General features: G+C 71.4%; 15 protein-coding genes and 1 rRNA gene. 7 read left to right on the forward strand and 9 right to left on the reverse strand.

The genetic code is table 11. The features are described from left to right. Positions 1-178: 178 nt before the first annotated feature. Complete coding sequence (secA, locus tag ABZT12_RS38150; RefSeq protein WP_356394110.1) at positions 179-2,995, reverse strand: preprotein translocase subunit SecA; 2,817 nt, start codon at positions 2,993-2,995, stop codon at positions 179-181. 268 nt (positions 2,996-3,263) lie between these two features. On the opposite strand from secA, the gene ABZT12_RS38155 reads away from it, so the two are divergent. Continuing rightward, positions 3,264-3,836, forward strand: a complete 573-nt coding sequence (locus ABZT12_RS38155) for a GNAT family N-acetyltransferase (RefSeq protein WP_356394113.1) — start codon at positions 3,264-3,266, stop codon at positions 3,834-3,836. A 58-nt stretch (positions 3,837-3,894) separates the two neighbouring features. Beyond that, the gene (locus ABZT12_RS38160; RefSeq protein WP_356394115.1) at positions 3,895-5,091 is read left to right on the forward strand and encodes a crosslink repair DNA glycosylase YcaQ family protein; all 1,197 of its coding nucleotides are present in this window, start codon (positions 3,895-3,897) and stop codon (positions 5,089-5,091) included. A 43-nt stretch (positions 5,092-5,134) separates the two neighbouring features. On the opposite strand, the gene ABZT12_RS38165 is transcribed toward ABZT12_RS38160, so the two are convergent. The 7 genes from ABZT12_RS38165 to mtnA all read right to left on the reverse strand — a co-directional run bounded on the left by ABZT12_RS38165 (position 5,135) and on the right by mtnA (position 14,259). Continuing rightward, on the reverse strand, positions 5,135-5,881 hold the full coding sequence (locus tag ABZT12_RS38165; RefSeq protein ID WP_356394118.1) for a response regulator transcription factor: 747 nt from the start codon (positions 5,879-5,881) through the stop codon (positions 5,135-5,137). Between the two features lie 225 nt (positions 5,882-6,106). Further along, entirely contained in the window at positions 6,107-6,799 is a 693-nt protein-coding gene (gene raiA, locus ABZT12_RS38170) for a ribosome-associated translation inhibitor RaiA (protein ID WP_356394121.1), read from the reverse strand. Between the two features lie 314 nt (positions 6,800-7,113). Beyond that, positions 7,114-8,265: a ComF family protein gene (locus tag ABZT12_RS38175; protein WP_356394124.1), complete on the reverse strand. Its 1,152-nt coding sequence runs from the start codon at positions 8,263-8,265 to the stop codon at positions 7,114-7,116. A gap of 243 nt (positions 8,266-8,508) precedes the next feature. Further along, positions 8,509-10,344 (reverse strand): LpqB family beta-propeller domain-containing protein, encoded by a 1,836-nt coding sequence (locus ABZT12_RS38180; protein WP_356394127.1) that lies wholly within the window; start codon positions 10,342-10,344, stop codon positions 8,509-8,511. Continuing rightward, positions 10,334-12,421 (reverse strand): MtrAB system histidine kinase MtrB, encoded by a 2,088-nt coding sequence (gene mtrB / locus ABZT12_RS38185; protein WP_356394130.1) that lies wholly within the window; start codon positions 12,419-12,421, stop codon positions 10,334-10,336. Before mtrB ends, ABZT12_RS38180 begins: the two co-directional genes overlap by 11 nt. Before the next feature lies 1 nt (position 12,422). Then, positions 12,423-13,112 (reverse strand): two-component system response regulator MtrA, encoded by a 690-nt coding sequence (gene mtrA / locus ABZT12_RS38190; protein ID WP_199210776.1) that lies wholly within the window; start codon positions 13,110-13,112, stop codon positions 12,423-12,425. A gap of 4 nt (positions 13,113-13,116) precedes the next feature. Next, entirely contained in the window at positions 13,117-14,259 is a 1,143-nt protein-coding gene (gene mtnA / locus ABZT12_RS38195) for an S-methyl-5-thioribose-1-phosphate isomerase (RefSeq protein WP_356394133.1), read from the reverse strand. A 140-nt stretch (positions 14,260-14,399) separates the two neighbouring features. Here mtnA and ABZT12_RS38200 point away from each other — a divergent pair, with 140 nt between their 5' ends. Genes ABZT12_RS38200 through ABZT12_RS38220 form a run of 5 tightly spaced genes read left to right on the forward strand, consistent with a single transcriptional unit; the run spans position 14,400 to position 20,043 of the window. Next, a complete protein-coding gene (locus tag ABZT12_RS38200; protein WP_356394136.1) occupies positions 14,400-15,767 on the forward strand; it encodes a hypothetical protein in 1,368 nt (455 codons plus the stop codon). A gap of 4 nt (positions 15,768-15,771) precedes the next feature. Then, positions 15,772-16,554 (forward strand): DUF4129 domain-containing protein, encoded by a 783-nt coding sequence (locus ABZT12_RS38205; RefSeq protein WP_356394139.1) that lies wholly within the window; start codon positions 15,772-15,774, stop codon positions 16,552-16,554. After that, positions 16,551-17,744, forward strand: a complete 1,194-nt coding sequence (locus ABZT12_RS38210; protein ID WP_356394142.1) for a DUF4350 domain-containing protein — start codon at positions 16,551-16,553, stop codon at positions 17,742-17,744. The genes ABZT12_RS38205 and ABZT12_RS38210 overlap by 4 nt, the downstream gene beginning before the upstream one ends. Beyond that, positions 17,744-18,733, forward strand: a complete 990-nt coding sequence (locus tag ABZT12_RS38215) for a MoxR family ATPase (protein WP_356394145.1) — start codon at positions 17,744-17,746, stop codon at positions 18,731-18,733. The genes ABZT12_RS38210 and ABZT12_RS38215 overlap by 1 nt, the downstream gene beginning before the upstream one ends. Further along, positions 18,733-20,043, forward strand: a complete 1,311-nt coding sequence (locus ABZT12_RS38220; protein ID WP_356394148.1) for a DUF58 domain-containing protein — start codon at positions 18,733-18,735, stop codon at positions 20,041-20,043. Before ABZT12_RS38215 ends, ABZT12_RS38220 begins: the two co-directional genes overlap by 1 nt. Positions 20,044-20,137: 94 nt before the next feature. Here ABZT12_RS38220 and rrf read toward each other — a convergent pair. Beyond that, a 5S ribosomal RNA gene (gene rrf / locus ABZT12_RS38225) occupies positions 20,138-20,221 on the reverse strand; the annotation flags it as partial.

Here is a 20,221-nt window from a genome sequence, read left to right on the forward strand (position 1 = left end):
ACCCGGGCCGGGCCACCAGCCGGGAGGACCTGATGCGCCAGGTCTCGGCCCGGCCGAGCCGGCCCGCCAGCGGAGCCGCCCGCAGCTCATCGGAGGCGGCGACAGTTCAACGGAGGCGGCGACAGTTCAACGGAGGCGGCGGCGTCTCACCCGAGCCGCCCCGCCCGCGCGGCGCCCGTCACTTCTTGCGGCGGCGCCCGCCACGCCCCTGCTTGCGGCGCTCCGCGCGCGTGAGGCCGTCGGCCTCGGAGCGCACCGGCTCGTCGTCGCTGGTGAAGTCGCCCTCGACGATGCCGCCCTCGCCGTCCACGGTCGGCGCGGAGAAGTGCAGCCGGTCCGGCCGCTGCGGCGCGTCGAGCCCCTTGGCGCGGATCTCGGGACGGGCACCCGCCTGCGCGGGCACCGTCGTGTCCTCCTTGTCGAGCGAGGGCCTGTCGTCCTCGACCTCGACCTCCTCGACCTGCTGCTCGACCTGGACCTCCAGGTTGAACAGGTAGCCGACGGACTCCTCCTTGATGCCGTCCATCATGGCGGTGAACATGTCGAAGCCCTCGCGCTGGTACTCGACCAGCGGGTCCTTCTGCGCCATCGCCCGCAGGCCGATGCCCTCCTGGAGGTAGTCCATCTCGTAGAGGTGCTCACGCCACTTGCGGTCCAGGACCGACAGCACGACCCGGCGCTCCAGCTCGCGCATGATCTCGGAGCCGAGCTGCGTCTCGCGCCCCTCGTACTGCTCGTGGATGTCGTCCTTGATGGACTCGGAGATGAACTCGGCCGTCAGACCGGCCCGGTCGCCGGCCGCCTCCTCCAGCTCCTCGACGGTGACCTTCACCGGGTAGAGCTGCTTGAAGGCACCCCACAGCCGGTCGAGGTCCCAGTCCTCCGGGAAGCCCTCGGCGGTCTCCGCACCGATGTACGCGTCGATCGTGTCGTCCATGAAGTGCACGACCTGCTCCTGGAGGTCCTCGCCCTCCAGGACGCGGCGGCGCTCGCCGTAGATGACCTCGCGCTGGCGGTTGAGGACCTCGTCGTACTTGAGGACGTTCTTGCGGGTCTCGAAGTTCTGCTGCTCGACCTGCGACTGGGCGGACGCGATCGCGCGCGTGACCATCTTGTTCTCGATCGGGACGTCGTCCGGGACGTTCGCCATCGACATCACGCGCTCGACCATCTGGGCCTTGAAGAGCCTCATCAGGTCGTCGCCGAGCGACAGGTAGAAGCGGGACTCACCCGGGTCGCCCTGACGGCCGGAACGGCCGCGCAGCTGGTTGTCGATACGCCGTGACTCGTGCCGCTCGGTACCGAGGACGTAGAGACCGCCGAGGTCCTTGACCTCCTCGAACTCCGTCTTGACGGCCAGCTCGGCCTTCTCCAGCGCGGCGGGCAGGGCCTGCGCCCACTCCTCGATGTGCTCCTCGGGGTCGAGCCCGAGCTGGCGCAGCTCCGCCTCGGCGAGGTCGTCGGGGTTGCCGCCGAGCTTGATGTCCGTACCGCGGCCGGCCATGTTGGTGGCGACCGTCACGGCGCCCTTGCGGCCGGCCTGGGCGATGATCGGCGCCTCACGGTCGTGCTGCTTCGCGTTCAGCACCTCGTGCTGGATGCCGCGCTTGGCGAGCTGCTGCGAGAGGTACTCCGACTTCTCGACCGAGGTGGTGCCGACGAGGATCGGCTGGCCCTTCTCGTGCTTCTCGGCGATGTCGTCGACCACGGCGTCGAACTTGGCGACCTCGGTGCGGTAGATCAGGTCGGACTGGTCCTTGCGGACCATCGGCCTGTTGGTCGGGATCGGGACGACGCCGAGCTTGTAGATCTGGTGGAACTCGGCGGCCTCGGTCATCGCCGTACCGGTCATGCCGGAGAGCTTGCCGTAGAGGCGGAAGAAGTTCTGCAGGGTGATCGTGGCGAGCGTCTGGTTCTCGTCCTTGATGTCCACCCCTTCCTTCGCCTCGATCGCCTGGTGCATGCCCTCGTTGTAGCGGCGGCCGGCGAGGATACGGCCGGTGTGCTCGTCGACGATCATGACCTCGCCGTCGATGACGACGTAGTCCTTGTCCTTCTTGAAGAGCTCCTTCGCCTTGATGGCGTTGTTCAGGTAGCCCACCAAGGGGGTGTTCACCGACTCGTAGAGGTTGTCGATGCCCAGCCAGTCCTCGACCTTGGAGACGCCGCCCTCGTGGATGGCGACCGTGCGCTTCTTCTCGTCGACGTCATAGTCGCCGGTCTCCTCCAGGCCCTTGAGGGGGTTGCCCGCCTCGCCCTTCTTCAGGCGGGTGACCAGCTTGGCGAAGTCGCCGTACCACTTGGTCGCCTGGTCGGCCGGGCCGGAGATGATCAGCGGCGTACGGGCCTCGTCGATGAGGATGGAGTCGACCTCGTCGACGATCGCGAAGTTGTGGCCGCGCTGCACCAGTTCGTCCTGCGACCACGCCATGTTGTCGCGCAGGTAGTCGAAGCCGAACTCGTTGTTCGTGCCGTACGTGATGTCGCACGCGTACTGCTCGCGGCGCTGGGCCGGTGTCATGTTGGCGAGGATGCAGCCGACTTCGAGACCCAGGAACTTGTGGACGCGGCCCATCATCTCGGAGTCGCGCTCGGCCAGGTAGTCGTTGACCGTGATCAGGTGGACGCCGTCTCCGGAGAGGGCGTTCAGATACGCGGGCAGGGTGCCGACCAGGGTCTTGCCCTCACCGGTCTTCATCTCGGCGACATAGCCGAGGTGCAGTGCGGCGCCGCCCATCATCTGTACGTCGTAATGGCGCTGGCCGAGGACGCGCTTGGCGGCCTCGCGCACGGTGGCGAACGCTTCGGGCAACAGGTCGTCCAGGCTTTCACCGTCGGCGTAGCGCTGCTTGTACTCATCGGTGAGGGCCCGCAGCTCGGCGTCGGAGAGGTCGACGAAGTCCTCTTCGATGGAGTTGACCTGGTCCGCGATGCGGTGCAGCTTGCGCAGGATCTTGCCTTCGCCTGCACGCATGATCTTCGAGAGGACGGACACGGGGGTTGGTCTCCTTGCCGGTCGGGCCTGGGACGGTCGGTTTCCACTGTCGTAACTGAGCAACGGACATCGTATGCGAGGACCCCGGCACGCCGGGAGGCCCGGCGGCGACGCCGATCGCCCGCTCCTTCAATCTGCTGCAAAGAGGACAACGGCCCGGAGTCTCCGATGGTGCCGCGCCACTCCGAGGAAATGCGCGAAACGTGATCACGCGCTCACTCACCGCGAAGTGATGGCGTCCCCGCCAGGCCCCGAGCAGAATCGGCCGATGGAACCCGTGACGCTCACCACCGCCCGCCTGCTGCTGCGCACGGTCGGCCCCCAGGACACCGACGCGGTCCACGCCGCCGCCCAGGACGCCGAGATCCAGCGTTGGACCACGATCCCCTCGCCCTACCTCCCCGAGCACGCCCGCAGCTTCACCGAACAGCTGGCCCCGGAGGGCTGGGCGAACGCCTCCATGTTCACGTTCGGTCTCTTCCTTACCGAAGGGGCGGCGCTGGCGGGGATGCTCGGCATCACGATGCGTTCGCTGGGCGTCGGCGAGATCGGCTTCTGGGTCACGAAGGAGCACCGCGGCAACGGCTACGTCACCGAAGCCACCGTCGCCGCCTCCAGATGGGCCTTCACGCAGCTCTCGATCGACCGCGTGGAGTGGCGCGCGGAGGTCGGGAACACGGGCTCCCGCGCGGTCGCCGAACGCGCCGGCTTCACCATCGAGGGCACCCTGCGCTCCGCGATCAACAACAAGGGCGTACGGCGGGACTGCTGGGTCGGCTCGCTCCTCCCGTCCGACCTGGGGCTTCCGTCGGCGGCGCCGTATCTGCCGGGCCGGCCGTGACGCGGGGGGACCGGGGCCCGCTCCGCGTTGTCAGTGGCACCCTCTATCGTGCGGAGCCATGACGACCCCGCGTCCCACCACCGACCTCTCGTCGGACGAGGCCCGCCGAATCGCCCTGCGGGCCCAGGGCTTCCTCGGCGCCCCCGACCGCCGCGGCGGCGTCCGCGGTGTCCTGCGCCATCTCGGCGCGGTCCAGCTCGACACGATCTCGGTCCTCGCCCGCTCCCACGAACTCGTCCCCTACGCCCGTCTCGGCGCCGTCGGCCGCAGACCGGTCGAGGACGCCTACTGGACGCCGTCCGCCGACGCCTCCCCGGCCCGGCCGCACGCCTTCGAGTACTGGTCGCACGCCGCCTGCATCCTGCCCGTCGAGGAGTGGCCGCACTTCGCGTTCCGCCGCCGCGCCTACCGCGGCCGCCCGCACTGGAACCACGAACTCCCGGACGGCACCTACGACCAGGTCCTCAAGCAGCTCCGCGCGGAGGGCCCCCTGACGGCCACGGAGCTGGGCGGCGCCAAACGCACCAGCGAGTGGTGGGACTGGTCCGGCGCCAAGGTCGCCGTCGAACGGGCCCTGATGTACGGCGAGGTGGTGTGCGTGACCCGGCGCGGCTGGAAGCGGGTCTACGACCTCGCCGAGCGCGCCATCCCCGGACCGCTGCTCCACGACGAGCTGGACGACACCGAGTGCCTGCGCCGTCTCGTCCGTCTGGCGGGCGGGTCCCTGGGCGTCGGCACGCGCGCGGACATCGCCGACTACCACCGCCTCAAGGGCGAGCAGGTCGACGCGGTGATCGCCGACTCGGGCCTGGTTCCGGTGACGGTCGAGGGCTGGTCCAAGCCCGCCTGGGCCGACCCGGCGGCCCTGGAGACCCCGGCGCGGGGCCGGCACCGTACGACGCTGCTCTCCCCGTTCGACTCGCTGGTCTGGGACCGGGCCCGCACGGAGCGCATCTTCGGCTTCACCCACCGCCTGGAGGCCTACGTCCCCAAGCCGAAGCGGGTGTACGGCTATTTCGCGATGCCGGTCCTGGCCGGGGGCAGGCTGGTCGGCCGCGTGGACCCGGCCCGCGAGGGCCGCACCCTGGTGGCCAAACAGGTCACCCTGGACGGCGCCAGGGCGGTCCCGGCGGTGGCCGAGGCCCTGGTGGAGGCGGCGCGCTGGGTGGAGTGCACGGACATACGCGTGGAGCGGGTCGACGCTCCCGCACTGCGCGCCCCCCTCACCGGGGAACTCGCCCGCCTTCTCGCCTGAACCCGCCCGACGTGCCGTCAGTTCCCCCGGCAGCCCCGCGGCTTCAGCGGATCTCCAGGATCTTCTCCCGCATCGCGTAGACGACCGCCTCCATCCTGGAGTGCAGCTGCAACTTCTCCAGGATGTTGCGCACGTGGTTCTTCACGGTGTTCTCCGAGATGAACAACTCCTTCGCGATATCGCGGTTGTTCATCCCGGTGGCAACGAGCTTGAGCACTTCCAGTTCACGGTCGGTGAGCCGCGGCGCGGGCACCAGCCGACGCTCGTCCGTGCGCTGGATCATCGACTTGAACTCGGTGAGCAGCTTCGACGCCATGGACGGGCTGATCTGCGACTGTCCGTCGGCGACCGCGCGAATGGCGGTGGCGACCTCGTCCGTGGAGATCTCCTTGAGGAGGTATCCGGTCGCCCCCGCCTTGATCGCGTCGTAGAGGTCCGCCTCCTCGTCGCTGATCGTCAGCATGATGATCTTCGCGCTGGGCGCCACCTCCTTGATGGAGGTGCACGCCTCGATCCCGCCGCGCTTCGGCATCCGCACATCCATCAGGATGATGTCCGGCAGCAGGTCGGCGGCCTTGTCGACGGCCTCCGCGCCGTCCCCCGCCTCGCCGACGACCTGGATGTCCTCCTCGGCCGCGAGCACGATCTCCAGACCACGGCGGAAGAGGGCGTGGTCGTCCACCACGAGGACTCTGATCGGTTCCTTGCGAGCAGAGCCCGCGTCCGGCCCCGTGCCGACAGTGCCGTCGTCGGCATGCTCGTCACGCAGCGGTCCGAAGCTGTCCGCCATCGTTCCTCCCCCTGAAGGCTGTGGCCCGTGGTCCTGTGCCAGCGCCAACCCAAGGCAGCGGCCCACCGGTTGGGCCTGTGCGGCCATGATTCCATGCCCGGACGGCAACGCGGTGACAGAGCGGGCGAGAGCGAGGTCGGAGCGGGGTGCGAAGTGACCGGAGGCCGGTGCCCGGGGGACGCGCGCACGCTCCCGAGGGCACCGGCCGGGTGTCGGCCGGGCGGATCAGCCGCCCAGTGTGTCGCCGGCCGAGGGGGACTGCACCCCGGTGACCATCGGGTCGGTGTTGAGGTGGATCACGCCGTAGTCGTACGCGTGCCGCCGGTAGACGACGCTGGGTTCCTTGGTCTCGGAGTCGACGAACAGATAGAAGTCGTGCCCGACCAGCTCCATCTCGTAGAGAGCCTGGTCGAGGCTCATCGGGGAGGCCACGTGGGTCTTCTCGCGGACCACGAGCGGGCCTTCGCCCTTCACTTCCAGCGGACCGATCTTCTTGACGGGCACACCGTCCGGCTCCTCCGCCGGGACGGCCTGGCCGTCGGCGTTCAGCGTGGCCGCGTCGGGGACGACGTCGGCGACCTCGGCGGCCGTCAGCCGGCGCGCGCCACGGCGCGTGTGACGCTTGTCGTGCTCCTTACGCAGCCGGGCGTCCAGCTTCTCCGCCGCGAGGTCGAGCGCCGCGTACGGGTCGCTGGCCGCCGCCTCCGCCCGGATCACCGGACCGCGGGAGCGGAGCGTGATCTCCACTCGGTCACAGCGGTCGGCCTGCCGGGGGTTGGGCTCCTTGGACACCTCGACGTCTAGGCTGATCACCTTGCCATCGAGCTTCTGGATCTTCTCCAGCTTCAGCTTCTCGGCCACGTGCTTCCGGAACCGCTCCGGCACCTCGGTCTTGCGGCCCTTGACGACGATGTCCACGCAGAACTCCGTTCCCGGATCGCTCCGCGTCAGCGGCGGAGCATTTCCCTTTTGCACCCGGTCCCGGGCAGTCCCGGAACCTCGGACTCGGTGACGTCCACCTCCTCCTCCCCAACGGGGAAGATCTCCACCCACCGCCGCGAGTGATGGCGAAAAACTCGCGGCACGGCATTCGGATAGGAGAGGTACGGCCTGCGCCTTTCCCTCACAACCGAACATATCTCGCCCGGGCGGATGTCGTCACCCTCTACTGCCGCGTACCTCCGATCAGTCGAAATAGCCCTCTGATCACCTGCAACGACTTGAGTTCGCAGTCAGTTCCGGTTCATCTCGAACGAGTCCGGCGAGGCCGCGACCACCGCTGCGCGGATCAACTCCACCGCGGTCTCCGCGCGGGCCATTTCCGGGGCACTCCGTGCCATCCCCGTCCGCCTCCTCGTCGATTCACCGGTCTGTTGCCTACCGCCTTCCCGAGTAGTGCCGGCATAACCTGCCGTTTTCGTTCCGCCGGAGCCGCGCCCTTCCCCCGCCACCGCCTCCCGCACGGCCCGGGCCGCCTCCGTCAGTGAGGCCCCCGTCGTCATCAGGTCGTCGACGAGCACCACCACACCGGCGGCGAGCAACTGAGCGCCGCCCGGGAGCACTTGCAGGGCACCGGCGAGATTGTCCAGCCGCTCCCGCGAACCGAGGCGCGACTGATCGGCCACGGCCCGCCCCTGTCGCAGCACGGCCACCACCCGGGCCGGAGTCCCCGTCCGCCGCAACTCCCCCGCCGCCGCGAACGCGATCCGCCGCGCCGGGTCATGCCCCCGCGCCCGCACGACCCCCGGCGCGGAGGGTACGGGGACGAGCAGCAGCGGTGCGCCTGTGGTCCCGAGACGTCTGCCGCCGCCCCCGGGCCCCTCGTGAGCGATCCCGGACCCTGTGCCGTTCTCCCCGGACCCGGTGCCGCTCCTTCCGAGCCCCGTGCCGTTCCTTCCGGCTCCCGTACCACTCCCTCCTGACCTCGTGCCCTGCCCTCCGGGCCGCGCGCTGTCCCTTCCCGGCCGTACACCCGCACCCCCCGTCCGCGTCCCGCCCCTCTCTGGCCACGCGTCAGGGCATCCCCGTCGTACACCCCCGCGCTCCTCCTGTACGCCCCCACAGACCTGCCCAGGCGCCCCCTGCGGCCCTTCCTGAAGTCCTGCCCGCACAGCTCCCGCCAGGGCCACGCCGAGCGGCCCCGCGAGGGTCAGCGCCCCCCTCTCCTTGTGAGCGAGGAGCGTCGCCCGCACCTCGTCGGCGTACGGTGCCGCCGCGTGCACCACCGGCAGCCCCGGCGGCTCCGGCACTGGTCGCACCCGGCGCGGTACGGCTCCGTGGAGGACGGCACGGCACTCCGGGCAGAGCACCGTGCGAGGCCTTCCGCAGCCTCCGCACTCGGCCGGCAGCACCAGGTCGGTGAGGTCCTGCCACCACGCCCGCATGCCCACCACTGTGCCAACGCCCGCGCCGACCGGCCACCCCTGTGGACAGCGCCCTGTGGACAACTCCAGGAAGCCTCCACGACCCCTCACCCATACGAGTGCCGACCGCCTCACCGGCCCGGGGACACACGTGAAACGGCCGTCGGCACCGGGACCTCGCCCGGTGCGGACGGCCGCCGGCAGTGCTCTCACCCTCCGCCTTGTCGCCTCTTCGCCCTGTCACCGCGGCGAGAGGTCAGCCGGTCAGCCTGGGTAGACCGGCGCCGTTCCCGTCTTGACCACCTTCTGCCACTGCGCACCGGAGGGCAGCCGTACGATCCCGTCCTCCGAGTACGCCACCAGCGGCAGCCGGTCGTCCTCGGACGCGGCGATCTCCTTCACCCCGGTCAGGGCGGCGGGGGCGGGCCCCTCCGGCGTGGAGCCGTCGACCTCGACGTACCGCATCTGCAGTACACCGCCCTGTTCGCGTCCCACTACGACGAGCCGGCTGTCACCGGCCCACGACATGGCGGTGATCTCCTCCAACTCCGGTGTAATGGACCGCAGTTCGAGAACCGAGACCACCTGCTCCGCGCTCTCCCCGCTCCGCTGGATCCGCCCGACGAGCAGGGACCGCTTGCCGTTCTTCTCCACGACGAGCGCGATCCGCACCCCGTCGGCGGCCACCCGCACCGCGTCGATACGGCCGTCCAGGCCCGGTGCCTCGACCTCCAGCGGCTGCCCCGCGCCCTTGGCCAGCAGCAGGAGCCGGGGCGCGGCGGGGTCGCGGTCTGCCACCCAGAGGTCGCCCTGCGCGTCCCAGCTGGGAGCCGTCAGCCGGTCCCCCTCCGTCTTGCCCTGGCTGGTCAGCACGGGCTCACCGAGGGAGGCGCCCGACACCATCGACCCGACGTACAGCGACTTCCCGTCGAGCGAGACCCCGGCCGCGGTCTGCTCGTCGCGGGAGACCGCCACCGACCGCAGTTGCTTGTCGCCGGTGCCGAGCGCGCCCGGCACCGGATCCGCGCTCGTACCGCCGCTGCCTCCGGGCATCCGCACCAGCCGGTGCTTGCCGTCGAGGAAGTACAGGTACTCGGGGCGCTTGACGGAACCGTGCGAGGCGACGGCGTCGGCGCGGTCCTCCGAGAGCACGCACAACTGCGCGCCGTTCGCGGCCTGGAGTTCGACCTCGTCCACCGTCGGGGTGACGTCCTGGAGCGTGAACAGGATCTGCGTCGCCATCTCGTTGCACCTGGTCAGCCCGACCTGCGAGGCCTTCTCGTTCAGCGGCACCGTCAGCTTGTTCTGATCGTCGGGCGTCAGCGAGGTGACGCCCTTGCGCAGCGCGGTCCCCGTGGGGAAGCTCGACCTGACCACGGGTCCGAGCCAGCTGGTGGGACCGTTCAGCAACGACCGCACCAGCTGCGTCATCGCGTCCACTCGCCGGCGTACGTACACGGGGTCCGCGACCGCGATCGGCTGGGCGCCCGTCGTCGCCCTGGTGTTCGACGCGAAGTAGTACTTATTGACCGACGTGTAGTTCCGCTGGAAGTCCGACTTGCCCATGACGACGCCCTGGGGCAGCTCGTCGATGCGCCACTGCCCGCTCTTCGCGTCCCGGGTGAGGTGCACCCGCTTGCCGTACGTCCCCTCGGCGGGCGCGTACGCCTGCTGGTCGTCCACAAGGGCGACCCGGTCGCCCGTCAGGGTGTACGTGTAGCTGTCGGTGTCCTCCCGGCCGCCCGCGGAGCGCACCGGCTCGGTACTGGGCCCGTTGGCGAGCACCGTGGTGGACGCCTCCGGCCGCCACGCCTGCGCCGCCTTCGCGGTCAGGTACATGCGCGCCGTCTTGTAGCGCGGATCGTCGCTGGTCAGCGCCTCCAGGAAGCCCTGCACGATCTCCGCCTGCGAGGCGTCCTCCGGGGGCGGCATCGCGAAGACCCTGACCTGGGTGTCCTGTCGCGGTGTCGACTCGACCCCTCTCAGATCCCCGCTGTCGGGCATCGAGGCGCACCCCGCCAGCAGTACGACGCCGAACGCCACGTAGGCCATCGAGCGCACCGGCTCGCGCCGCGCACGCCCCCCGCGCTCAGCGGCCACGCGTTGCCTCCCCTTGCTTGGTCAGATCGTCCGGCTCGGCGACCGGCTCCGGGCGGGCGGCGGTGTCACTCCGTGCCGTCTCCGGGGTACGCGGCCCCTCCGGGCGCCGTGGGCCTCCGGTGGGCCGGGGCACCACGCGCGCGCCGTTGCCGGGGAGCGCGGTCGGGTCGGCGGTGGGTGTCGTGTTCGCCGGCCGGGGTGTGATCGGGGCCCGCGCCGGCATGGGGGGTGCCTTGTCGCCCGTCGGCTGCACCGGTACCGTCGCGCGCTTGTCACCGCCCTCGCTCGGCAGACCGGCGTCGTGGAGTCCGCGGTTGCGGCGCGAGTCCTTGGGTTCGAGGGGTATCGGCGAGCCCCGCAGCGGCTCGTCCGCGGTGCGCGGCAGCGTCAGCCGGAACTGCGAACCGCCGCCCGGCTCGCCCCACGCCTGGAGCCAGCCGCCGTGCAGTCGCGCGTCCTCCAGGGCGATGGACAGCCCCAGTCCGGTACCGCCGGTGGTACGCGCGCGTGCCGGGTCCGCCCGCCAGAAGCGGCTGAACACCCGGGTCGCCTCCCCGGGCTTGAGCCCCACCCCGTAGTCGCGCACCGCGATGGCGACCGCACCGCCCGCGGTGGCGAGCTTGACGATGACGTCCTTGCCGTCGCCGTGCTCCACGGCGTTGACGACGAGGTTGCGCAGCACCCGCTCCACCCGGCGCGCGTCGGCCTCGGCGACGACGGGCTGCTGGTCGCCGACGACCCGTATGCGGGTGCCCTTGCGGTCGGCGAGCGGTTCGGCGCCGCTGACGACCCGCCGTACGACCACCCTGATGTCTATCGGTTCCGCCTCCAGAGCCGCCGCGCCCGCGTCGAAGCGGCTGATTTCCAGCAGGTCCGCGAGCAGCGACTCGAACCGGTCGAGCTGGTCGGCGAGCAGCTCCGCCGACCGGGCGGTCACCGGGTCGAAGTCCTCCCGCGCCTCATGGATGACGTCGGCGGCCATCCGTACGGTCGTCAGCGGCGTCCGCAGCTCGTGCGACACGTCGGAGACGAACCGCCGCTGCATCCGCGACAGGTCCTCCAGCTGCTGGATCTTCAGCTGGAGGTTCTGCGCCATCTTGTTGAAGGCCTCGCCGAGCCGTGCGATGTCGTCCTCGCCGGTGACCTTCATCCGCTCCTGCAGACGCCCCGCGGAGAGCCGCTCGGCGATCCCGGCGGCCATCCGGACCGGCGTGACGACCTGGCGCACCACGAGCCAGGCGATGGCCCCCAGGAGTACGACGACGAAGAGCCCGGCCGTCGCCAGCGTCCCCTTGACGAGGCTGAGCGACTTCTCCTCCTGGGAGAGCGGGAAGAGGTAGTACAGCTGGTACGGGTCGCCGTTCGGGTCGTTGACCTGCTTGCCGATGACCAGGGCGGGCTGGGAGTCCTTCCCGGCGCCGTAGATGATGCGGGTGTAGTTCTGGGCCGCCGCGGTGCTGCCGTTGATCCGGGTGCGCAGGTCCTCGGGCACGCTGGAGGTGGGGTCCACGCCGCCGGAGGCGCGCGGTCCGCGCCCGCCGCCGCTGTCGTCGCCCGCGGGGAGTGTCACCACGTCGAAGGCGCCCTGGCCGCCGCTGGAGAGCGACGACACGAGGTCGCTCATCCACTGGATGACGTTCTGCGAGGAACCGCCGTCCGGGGCGGACCCGTCGTCGGAGGTACCGCTGGCCGCCTCGTCGGCCTTCTGCTTGGCGACCGAGAAACCGCCTGTCGCCTGACTCTGCGACGCCTTCACCTTGGCGTCGAGCAGGCCGTTGCGCACCTGTCCGATGACGACGAAGCCGAGCAGCAGGACGACGCCGAGCGACATCAGCAGGGTCGTGGCCACGACTTTGAGCTGGATGTTGCGCCGCCACAGCCGCATGACGGGCAGCAGCGGCCGGCGCACCCAGCGCATGAACAGGCGCAGGACCGGACTGCCCTGGACCCCGCCCCGCAGCAGGCCGCCCTCCAGCAGGCGCCCCCAGAGGGAGCCTGCCGGCTTCCGGCCGACAGGCCGCCCCGCGCCGGCCCCTGAATCGCCGGGCATCGGAGCGGCACTGTCGTCTCCGGACATGTCAGCTCGGCCCTGCCTTGTAACCGACACCGCGGACGGTCACCACGATCTCCGGCCGCTCCGGGTCCTTCTCGACCTTGGACCGCAGACGCTGGACGTGGACGTTGACCAGCCGGGTGTCCGCCGCGTGCCGGTAACCCCACACCTGCTCCAGGAGCACCTCCCGCGTGAACACCTGCCACGGCTTACGGGCCAGCGCGACCAGCAGGTCGAACTCCAGCGGCGTCAGGGCTATCGACTGCCCCTCCCGCTTCACTGAGTGACCGGCCACGTCGATGACCAGATCGCCGATGGTCAGCTGCTCGGGCGCCGGCTCCTCGGACCTCCGCAGCCGCGCCCGGATCCGGGCGACCAGCTCCTTCGGCTTGAAAGGCTTCACGATGTAGTCGTCAGCGCCCGACTCCAGGCCCACGACGACATCGACGGTGTCGCTCTTCGCCGTCAGCATCACGATCGGCACCCCGGACTCCGCCCTGATCAGGCGGCACACCTCGATACCGTCCCGTCCGGGCAGCATCAGGTCCAGGAGCACCAGGTCGGGCTTGCTCTCACGGAAAGCGGCCAGCGCCTTGTCGCCGTCGGCTACGAAAGACGGCTCAAAACCTTCACCACGCAGCACAATGCCGAGCATCTCGGCCAGTGCGGTGTCGTCGTCGACGACAAGGACTCGTCCCTTCATAAACGACATCATCCCATTAGCTAATCGTTACCTGGCGTGACCTGGCACACAGCTCGGCGAGAGCCTCCGCTGTCACGGGCGACACGGCGCCCTCCTCGGTCACGATCGCCGTCACCAGCTCGGGCGGCGTCACGTCGAAAGCCGGGTTGTAGGCCTGCGTCCCCAAGGGGGCCACCGGAATCCCGCCTCCCGCTCCTGTCATCGGCGCCTGCGGCGCTGTGATCTCGGTCACTTCGAAGCCGGGGCGCTGCTCCACCTCGATGGACGCCCCGTCCGGCGTGGCCGGATCCACCGTCGTCACCGGCGCCACCACGATGAACGGCACGTGGTGGTAGCGGGCGAGCACGGCGAGCGGATAGCTCCCCACCTTGTTCGCCACCGATCCGTCGGCCGCGATGCGGTCCGCTCCGACGAGCACCGCGTCCACCTCCCCGGCCGCGAACAAAGAGCCCGCCGCGTTGTCCGTGAGCAAGGTGTACGCCATTCCGCTGCGCGCCGCCTCGTACGCCGTCAGGCGAGCACCTTGCAGCAAAGGACGCGTTTCGTCCACCCAGAGCCTGCGCAGCCGCCCGTCCCGGTGCGCCGCGAGCGCCACCGCGAACGCCGTTCCCTCCCCGCCCGACACCAGTGCTCCGGTGTTGCAGTGCGTCAGGATCCGGTGTCCGCCGCCGGGCAGCAGCTCGTCCAGGAGCGCCAGCCCGTGCCGCGCCATCCGGGCGCTCGCCTCGGCGTCCTCCCGGTGCAGCTGCCGTGCCGCCGCCAGCGCCGCCGCGGCACCCCGCGCCGGATCACCTCCCGCGGCGAGCGCGGCCCGGTACGCGGACCGGGCCCTGCGCACGCCTACGGAGAGGTTCACCGCGGTGGGCCGGGCACCGGCCAGCGCGTCCGCCGCGTCGTCCACGTCGAAGCCGCGCGCGGCGGCGAGCGCGACGCCGTACGCTCCGGCGATGCCGAGCAGCGGTGCCCCCCGCACCGCCAGCGAACGGATCGCGTCCACCAGCGCGGACGCATCCGTGCACACCAGCTCGACCTCTTCGGCCGGCAGCCGCGTCTGGTCGAGAAGCACCAGTACAGGGCCCTCGGGGGGCTCGTCCCAGCGGATCGCGGGAATCTCGGTCGGCCGGCCGTCCTGGCCGGATTGAGCGTGCTGATCAGCCATGCGATCAGTCTGCCCCGGATACGGCGGACAATTGAAGGTCTGCCGCCCATACGGGGGCCGGTCACCGGGCGACCACCCCATGGCACGATGGCTGCCAACCTGCCGCCGCACCCGCGGACGCGCACCGTGAAGGAGCGACGATGAACGACACTCCGGGCTGGGCCTCGCCCGGATCCGCCCCGTCCGACGGGCGTGAGCCCGGCGCCTCCGGTGCCGCCGAGCCCGCCGACCGGCCGGCCGCGCCACCCGCGGACCAGCCGGGCGGGGACCAGCCGGGCGCGGACCCGTCGGGCCCCGACTCGAAGTGGTCCAGGCAACAGCCGCCGCCCGGCCAGTGGTCCGCGCCGACCGGCGCCCCGGGCCAGGGCCGGACACCCCCGCCCCCGCCCCCCGGCCCGGGCTGGGGCACCCCGCCGCCCGGCGGCCCGGCGGGCCCCGGCGGCCACGGAGGCTACGGAACCCCCGGCGGCTACGGCGGATACGGCGGCGGTACCGGCTGGGGCGGCAACTGGGGCGGCCCCCCGCCCGCCGCCAAACCCGGTGTGATCCCGCTCCGCCCGCTCGGCGTGGGCGAGATCCTCGACGGCGCCGTCTCCACCATGCGCACCTACTGGCGCACGGTCCTGGGCATCTCCCTCGGCATCGCGGTCGTCACCCAGCTCATCGCCGTCCTGCTCCAAGGCCTGGTCCTCAACGACAACGCCGACACCAGCGCCCTCAACGACCCCACCGCCAGCCTCAGCGAGATCGGCCGTGCCATGGGCGAGAGCCTGGCCGTCTCGGGCGTCGTCTTCCTGATCACCCTGGTCGGCACGGTCATCGCCACCTCGCTGCTCACCACCGTCACCAGCCGCGCAGTCCTCGGCAAGCCGGTGACCACCGGCGAGGCCTGGCGCGACGCGCGTCCCCAGGTGCTGAAACTGTTCGGCCTGATCTTCCTGCTGCTGCTCATCGCCCTCGGCATCGTCCTCGTCGGCACCCTCCCCGGCATCCTCGTGGCCGCCGCGGGATCCACCGACGCGGGTATCGGCCTCGCCGTACTGGGCGGACTCGGCGCCACCGTCGTCGCGGTGTGGCTGATGGTCCGCTTCTCCCTCTCCACGCCCATCCTGATGCTGGAGAAACAGGGCGTCGTGAAGGCGATGAGCCGTTCCGTGAAGCTGGTGCGCGGCGCCTGGTGGCGGATCTTCGGCATCCAGCTGCTCTCGCAGATCATCGCGAACATCATGGCGTCCGTGCTCGTGATCCCGTTCGCCTTCATCGCCGGAGCACTCAGCGGCGACGGCCTCAGCGGCCTCGTCAACGGCACCGGCACCCTCGGCTGGACGTTCCTCATCGTCACGGGCATCGGCTCGGTACTCGCGCGCACGCTCACCTTCCCGGTCACCGCAGGCGTAGCCGTACTGCTCTACATCGATCAGCGCATCCGCCGCGAGGCCCTCGACCTCGACCTGGCCCGCGCCGCCGGCGTCCAGGACTACGGCACCTCCGCCACCGCGGGGAGCTGATGCGGTGAACCCAGTGGGGGGAGTCCTCACCGCGGTACCGGCGCTGCCGCACGCCGCCGGCCCGGCCCTACGAGCCCTGCTGCGCGCGGGCGGCACGTCCGCGCTGTCCGCAGCGGGTCCGAGCGCCCAGCCGCCGGTGACCACACCGCGCGACGCCGCGCGGGAGGCGGCACGCCGCGAGCTGTCGAAGCGGATGTACCACGAGAACGACCCCGGCCTCGTCCAGCGCGCGCTGAACGCCCTCTGGGACTGGGTCGACAGACTGTTCGGCAACGCGTCCGCCGCCACCCCCGGCGGGACGCTCGGCCTCGTCGTCGTCATCCTCGCCGTCCTCGTCGTGGGAGCCGCCCTCTGGTGGCGCCTCGGCACCCCGCGCCGCACACCCGGCTTCACCGCCGCCCTCTTCGACGACGGGCCCCGCAGCGCCGCCGAACACCGGTCCGCCGCCGAGGCGCACGCCGCCCAGGGACACTGGAACCCGGCCGTGCGGGACCGCATGCGGGCCATCGTCCGCTCCCTGGAGGAGCGCGCCCTGCTCGACATCCGCCCCGGCCGCACCGCCGACGAGGCCGCCGCCGACGCCGGCCACGCCCTGCCGGCACACACGGACCGGCTGCGCGCCGCGGCGACCCACTTCGACGAGGTGACATACGGCGGACGCGGGGCGAGCGAGCAGTCGTACGAGCGCATAGCCGCACTCGACCGCGACCTGGAACACACCAGGCCGGTCCTCACGAACAGCGCCCACAGCACGGCCCACCACACCGGCCAGGGGGCCGCCGAATGACCGCCGAGGCCACGCTTCCCTCGACCTCGGCCTCCCCCACCGCCCGCCAGGTGTGGACCCGCGCGCGCGGAGTCGTCCTCGCGCTCGTGCTCCTCCTGGTGGCGGCCGTGGCCATCGCCGCGGTCCGCTCCACCACCCGCCACGGCAGCCTCGACCCACGCTCCGCCGACCCCTACGGCAGCCGCGCCCTCGCCGAACTCCTCGCCGACCGGGGCGTCTCCACGCGCGTGGTCACCACCCTCGGCCAGGCACGTGCCGCGACCGGCCCGGACACCACCCTTCTGGTCGCCGTCCCCGATCTGCTGACCCCACGTCAACAGACCGCCCTGCACACGGCGTTCGCCGACTCCGGGGGCCGTACAGTCCTCATCGCCCCCGGCGCGCCCTCCCTGGCGGGACTCGTCCCCCAGGTCGCCGCCGACGCCGGGGTCAGCTTCGACGCGACGCTCTCCCCCGACTGCCCGTTGCCCGCGGCCCGGCGCGCGGGCGACGCGGAGACCGGCGGCATCCGGTACACGACCAGCGCCGGCGACGCCGACACGTGCTACCCCAGCGACGGCCTGCCGACCCTGCTGCGCCTCCCGGAGGCTTCCGGGGGCGGCGACACCGTCGTCGTCGGCGCGCCCGACATCCTCTACAACAAGCGTCTGGACGAGCACGGCAACGCCTCGCTGGCCCTTCAACTCCTCGGCTCCCGCACTCATCTGGTCTGGTACCTCCCCTCGCCGGCAGACGACTCGGCCACCGACTCCGGCAACCGCACCTTCTTCGACCTGCTCCCCTCGGGCTGGCTCTGGGGCACGCTGCAACTCTTCATCGCCGCCGCGCTGGCCGCCCTCTGGCGGGCACGCCGGCTCGGCCCCCTCGTGCCCGAAAAACTCCCCGTGTCGATCCGCGCCTCCGAAACCGCCGAAGGCCGGGCCCGCCTCTACCGCAAGGCGAACGCCCGCGACCGCGCGGCCGCCGCTCTCCGGTCCACCACTCGCACCCGCCTCGCCCCTCTCGTAGGCGTCCCCGTCCCTCAGGCGCACGCGCCCGAAGCCCTGCTCCCCGCGCTCTCCGCCCACCTCGGCGGCGAGGGACAGTCCCTGCACTCCCTCCTCTTCGGCCCGCCGCCCCGCGACGACACGGCCCTCATCTCACTCGCCGACCAACTCGACGCCCTCGCAAGAGAGGTACGCCACTCATGATGGACCCGACCACTGACAACGCCGGGTACACAGGAGGTCCGGGCACCGCCCGCGCCTCCCTGGAAGCCCTGCGCGCCGAGATCGCCAAAGCCGTGGTCGGCCAGGACCCCGCCGTGACCGGTCTCGTCGTCGCCCTCCTCTGCCGCGGACACGTCCTCCTGGAAGGAGTCCCCGGGGTGGCCAAAACGCTGCTCGTCCGCGCGCTCGCCTCCGCACTCGAACTCGACACCAAGCGCATCCAGTTCACCCCGGACCTCATGCCGAGCGACGTGACCGGCTCCCTCGTCTACGACACGCGCAGCGCCGAGTTCTCCTTCCAGCCCGGCCCCGTCTTCACCAACGTCCTCCTCGCGGACGAGATCAACCGCACCCCTCCGAAGACCCAGTCGTCCCTGCTGGAAGCGATGGAGGAGCGCCAGGTCACGGTCGACGGCACCCCCCGCCCGCTCCCCGACCCCTTCCTGGTCGCCGCGACGCAGAACCCGGTCGAGTACGAGGGCACCTACCCCCTCCCCGAGGCCCAACTGGACCGGTTCCTCCTCAAACTGACGGTCCCCCTCCCCTCCCGACAGGACGAGATCGACGTCCTCACCCGTCACGCCGAAGGCTTCAACCCGCGCGACCTGCGCGCCGCCGGCCTGCGCCCCGTCGCCGGCGCCGCCGACCTTGAAGCCGCCCGCGCGGCGGTCGCCAAGACATCGGTCTCCCCCGAAATCACCGCCTACGTGGTCGACGTCTGCCGCGCCACCCGCGAGTCGCCGTCCCTGACCCTCGGCGTGTCCCCGCGCGGCGCCACCGCCCTCCTGGCCACCTCCCGCGCCTGGGCCTGGCTCACCGGCCGCGACTACGTGACACCGGACGACGTGAAGGCCCTCGCCCTCCCCACCCTCCGCCACCGCGTACAACTCCGCCCGGAGGCGGAGATGGAGGGCGTGACCGCCGACGCCGTCATCAACGCGATCCTGGCCCACGTCCCGGTCCCCCGCTGATGGCACTCACCGGGCGCGCCGCCCTCCTGGCTGCCCTCGGCTCCCTCCCCGTCGGCATCTGGGAACCCAGCTGGACAGGCATCCTGGCCGTCAACGCCCCCCTCGCCGTGGCCTGCGCCTGCGACTTCGCGCTGGCCGCCCCCGTGCGCCGGCTGAGCCTCTCCCGCTCCGGCGACACCTCCGTACGCCTGGGCGAAACCGCCGACGTCACCCTCACCGTCACCAACCCCTCCCGTCGCCCCCTCCGCGCCCGCATCCGCGACGCCTGGCCCCCCAGCAGCTGGCAGCCCGGCACCGAGATCCCGGCCTCCCGCCACCAGCTGACAGTGCCGCCCGGCGAACGCCGCCGCCTCACCACCCGACTCCGCCCCACCCGCCGCGGCGACCGCCGAGCGGACCGCGTCACCATCCGCTCCTACGGCCCCCTCGGCCTTTTCACCCGCCAAGGCGCTCACGCGGTGCCCTGGACCGTGCGCGTCCTGCCCCCGTTCACCAGCCGAAAGCACCTCCCGTCGAAACTCGCCCGACTGCGCGAACTCGACGGCCGTACCAGCGTCCTGACCCGCGGCGAGGGCACGGAGTTCGACAGCCTCCGCGAGTACGTCCCCGGCGACGACACCCGCTCCATCGACTGGCGCGCCACAGCCCGGCACTCGACGGTCGCCGTACGCACCTGGCGCCCCGAACGCGACCGCCACCTCCTTCTCGTCCTCGACACCGGCCGCACCTCGGCGGCCCGAGTAGGCGACATCCCCCGCCTCGACGCCTCCCTGGACGCCTGCCTGCTCCTGGCCGCTCTGGCCTCCCGCGCCGGCGACCGCGTGGACCTCCTGGCCTACGACCGCCGGGTCCGCGCCCTGGTACAGGGCCGCGCGGCAGCCGACGTCCTCCCGTCCCTGGTCAACGCCATGGCGCCACTGGAACCCCAACTCGTCGAAACCGACTCCAGGAGCCTCGCCGCCACCGCCCTCCGTACGGCGCCCCGCCGCTCCCTCATCGTCCTCCTGACCAGCCTGGACGCAGCCCCGGTGGAGGAGGGCCTGCTGCCCGTCCTCCCGCAGCTCACCCAGCGTCACACGGTGCTGGTGGCATCGGTGGCAGACCCGCACATCGCTCTCATGGCATCAGGACGGGGAAACACCGAGGCGGTCTACGAGGCCGCCGCCGCAGCCCAGGCCCAGACCGAACGCGACCGCACTGCGGAGAAACTCCGTCGACACGGTGTCACGATCGTGGACGCGATTCCGGACGAGCTGGCTCCCGCACTGGCAGACGCCTATTTGACGCTGAAGGCGGCGGGCCGCCTGTAAGGGAAAATCAGCGATACAAGGACACGCAGAATAAAGAATCCCGTAAACGCAAAAAACCCCCGTGCCGAATGGCACGGGGGTTCTCGCAATGATTGTTCGGCGGTGTCCTACTCTCCCACAGGGTCCCCCCTGCAGTACCATCGGCGCTGTAAGGCTTAGCTTCCGGGTTCGAAATGTA

This window comes from Streptomyces sp. NPDC005423, from assembly GCF_040606415.1.
GTDB lineage: Bacteria > Actinomycetota > Actinomycetes > Streptomycetales > Streptomycetaceae > Streptomyces.